This window comes from Dethiosulfatibacter sp. (genome assembly GCF_983023055.1).
In genome coordinates, this window is sequence record NZ_CEZJXU010000290.1 from 1 (window position 1) to 3,340 (window position 3,340).

Annotated in this window: 4 protein-coding genes; 1 reads left to right on the top strand and 3 read right to left on the bottom strand. The window is 37.6% G+C overall.

Going from position 1 to position 3,340, the window contains the following annotated elements; all coding sequences use genetic code 11:
- Window positions 1–5: 5 nt before the first annotated feature.
- On the top strand, window positions 6–170 hold the full coding sequence (locus AC3AX0_RS09775; RefSeq protein ID WP_487550106.1) for an ABC transporter C-terminal domain-containing protein: 165 nt from the start codon (window positions 6–8) through the stop codon (window positions 168–170).
- 191 nt (window positions 171–361) lie between these two features.
- Here AC3AX0_RS09775 and AC3AX0_RS09780 read toward each other — a convergent pair whose 3' ends face one another.
- The 3 genes from AC3AX0_RS09780 to AC3AX0_RS09790 form a co-directional block, all read right to left on the bottom strand.
- Window positions 362–2,380, bottom strand: a complete 2,019-nt coding sequence (locus tag AC3AX0_RS09780) for a molybdopterin-containing oxidoreductase family protein (protein ID WP_487550104.1) — start codon at window positions 2,378–2,380, stop codon at window positions 362–364.
- A 2-nt stretch (window positions 2,381–2,382) separates the two neighbouring features.
- Window positions 2,383–2,622 (bottom strand): ABC transporter permease subunit, encoded by a 240-nt coding sequence (locus tag AC3AX0_RS09785; protein WP_487550107.1) that lies wholly within the window; start codon window positions 2,620–2,622, stop codon window positions 2,383–2,385.
- 140 nt (window positions 2,623–2,762) lie between these two features.
- Entirely contained in the window at window positions 2,763–3,293 is a 531-nt protein-coding gene (locus AC3AX0_RS09790; protein WP_487550105.1) for an ATP-binding cassette domain-containing protein, read from the bottom strand.
- Between the last annotated feature and the right edge of the window lie 47 nt (window positions 3,294–3,340).

The following is a 3,340-nucleotide window of genomic DNA, read 5'->3' on the forward strand; positions in this document are numbered from 1 at the left end:
ATTCAATACACAATCTTGAAGAAGAAGTCGCAGAACTTGAGAAACAGCTTTGCCTTCCTGAGGTATACAACAACCATGTTAATGCAAAGAATGTCAACGACAAGCTTGAAAATCTAAAATTAAAACTGGAAGACAAATATTACCAGTGGGAAGAATATCAAAACAATTAAATAGACAGATTAAAAAAGGCAGATGAAATTAAATTAATTTCATCCGCCTTCCCCATTCGTTGCACTTTGTATGAAGGTATAGTGCTTCAAAAGCATCATTACTTCCACATTCCACTCCAATGGTAGCAATACGTTCAAAAGGTGACCTGTACCCCTTAAATTCAATATATCCGCCTCTGTCCACATTTTGCTTAATCCTTGCATATCTCAACGAGACAATCATGGTATGCCGTAGCATTCCCAATATCTGTTTCCCTTCCTGGAACAAGAATGTTGATTGACGAACCAATTCCATCTCCCCAACCTGCATATACATGTACCGAACCTTCCTTGACCAGGTCTCCAACTTCAGCAATTAGTTTAATATCTCCCCTGTCGTTGAAAATCCTCACCTTCTCTCCATCGGCAATATTCCTCTCTTCTGCATCCATGGTATTCATCTGAACCTTTGGAACACTGTTTTTTACAGACAGCTTCATTTCCTTGAACTGTGAATTTATCTTTCCAGGAGCATGGCTGCTGAAAAAATGAAGTGGATATTTCCCATAAAGATCCGGAGTGCTATATTTGCTCTCAACAGGTTCACAGTACATAGGCAAAGGATCCATGTTCCATGCTTTCATCTGTTCACTATATATTTCGATTTTTCCGCTTGGTGTATCAAATACAAGATTCTCATAGGCAATTTCATTGTATCCATCATATAGATAAGGTTTTTCTTTCAGTTCTTCATAGGTTGTATCAACATGATTATCCGAAATAAGCTTGTTAATAGTGTCTTCATCTATAGCTGGTAAATAAGACAGGTCAAATCCAAGTTTTTCACCAAGAAGCCTGTATATTTCAGGCTCACTCATGCATTCTCCCTGAGGTTCCACAACCTTAGGCATTAGCTGTATATATGAATCTCCATAAATTGAAAATATGTCGTCCTTCTCCGAAAACATTGCTGCTGGAAGTACAAGGTCTGAATTCATGGCAGTATCAGTCATAAAATGCTCTACTGTAACAATAAACTCCATCTCCTTCATAACCTTTCTCATTTTACTAACATCTGGCGAACTCGTAAGTGGATTAGCCTTCTCAATCCAAAGAAATTTTATTTTGGAAGGCTCATTATATAAGGCTTCAGCAATTTTACCCTCATGTATGCTTTCATTTATATCATATCCTTTTTCAGGAAGATTGTTCCAATGAATCTTCGGATTCTGGTCGTCTGAAAAATAGAACCCTCCTCCACTTACTCCAATATTTCCAGTAAGAGCAGGCAATATACAGACACACCTTTCGGTCTGTCCTCCATTTGAATATCTTGACTTTCCAGAACCTGTGACTAAAGCATATTCTGGCTTTTCTTCAATTGCATCAACAATATTGTTTATCTGCTCCAACGAAACTCCAGTCTTAGTAGAAATTTCATCCAGTTCATATTCCTTTAGCCTTTCCCTGTATTCATCAAATCCCAGTACATGCTTTTCTATAAACTCATAATTGCAAATATTCCTTTCAATCATGAGTTTTGCTATGCCTATTGCAAGAAGGCCGTCGGTCCCACCTTTTGGATGAATTCTCACTGCACCATCGATCATTGTTTCACTTATCCTCGGATCTATTACTATGAGTGTGGATCCATCCTTCACTGCAGCTTTGATGTTTCTCATCCTATGTATATTTGTGTTTGCAGGATTGGAACCCCAGACTATTATAAGCTTTGCATTCATTAAATCACTGTTGTGGTTATGCTTCACTGTGCCGTATGTATACTTCACAGCAGTCTTTCCAGCAGCCATACATAGACTGCCGTAGGTAGATGTTATCCTTCCAACCTGCATCCAGAAGCTTTTGGAATAATCGTTTAGAATACCCATATGTCCATAGCCCATTAAATACATAATCGATTCAGCACCGTAATTCTTCTCGTATCCTGTTAATTTATCTACTATAAGATCCAAAGCTTCATCCCATGATACTCTGTTGAATTCTCCAGTGATTACATCCTTCAGCATAGGATGTAGAAGTCTGTCGGGATGATACAGACGTTTGTAATAGGATGCTCCCTTGCTGCAAAGCTTTCCATCTGAATTCAAATTGCTCTCATTTCCTACAATTCTCGTTATCTTTCCATTCTCAACAGTCACCTTCAATGTACATCCACCAAAACAGTCCCTTGGACATACTGAATTATATACTCCATCTGGTTTATAAGCCATGATTAATCCCCCCAAATAAGTTTTGGAATATGATATGTTCTCATTCCTTCAAACAATAAATTTCCCAGTCCGCCAGCATTTATTAAGGCAGCCATGGTTGCAATACCTGTTGTACTGACTGTTGCAACACGCAACCCTGAAAGCAGATAAGGAAGCATTATTGGAAGGTAAATCAGTTTAAACCTGTGAAATTTGCCCATACCAAGACTCTCTGAAATCTCTTTTATTGGCCAATTTCTTATGCAGACTCGTCATAAATGTTATAAGTACAGCAAGCGGTATAGAAAAAACTAGAGCCATTCCAACGATCTGAAGGTGATTTAAAAAATCTATAATTAGTCTGTCATAATGCTTTATTGTATATTCAAGCCAAAATTCCATATTATTCACCCAGCTTTTTCAATTGATTACAATCAAGATTCCCCAAATGTCTATCTTCATCAAACACTGACAAATACCTGTTGCCAAGCAATACGTGATTGGTTACTGTTTCCATAGAGTCGTCAAGTGTTATTGCAGGATACCTATTTTCAGTTGATGCCCTGATTAACTCTGGAAAGTCGCTTACATTGAAATATTGAAGCTTTTTTACGATTGTGTCGGCTGCAAATAAACTAACTACGTAATCATTGGCAGGGTTAAACAACAGTTCTTTAGATCTATCAAACTGCTGGATTTCACCATCATTCAAAACCATTACTCTATCACCCATAGTTACAGCTTCCTTCAAGTCATGAGTTACAAACATGACTGTTTTATTAAACTTACGCTGTATAGCAATGATTTCTTTTTGCAGTTCTTTTCTAGTTACAACATCAAGTTCACCAAAGGGTTCATCCATTATTAATATTTCAGGATTAAAGCACAATGCCCTGGCTATTCCAACACGTTGCTGTTGTCCTCCTGAGTTCAAATATATCCTTATTTAAAACATCTTCACCCTTAAACAGTATCACACCT

Bases quoted from the DNA above. Each gene is read 5' to 3' on its own strand.
- AC3AX0_RS09780 (WP_487550104.1), bottom strand. From the start codon at position 2,380: ATGGCTTATAAACCAGATGGAGTATATAATTCAGTATGTCCAAGGGAC.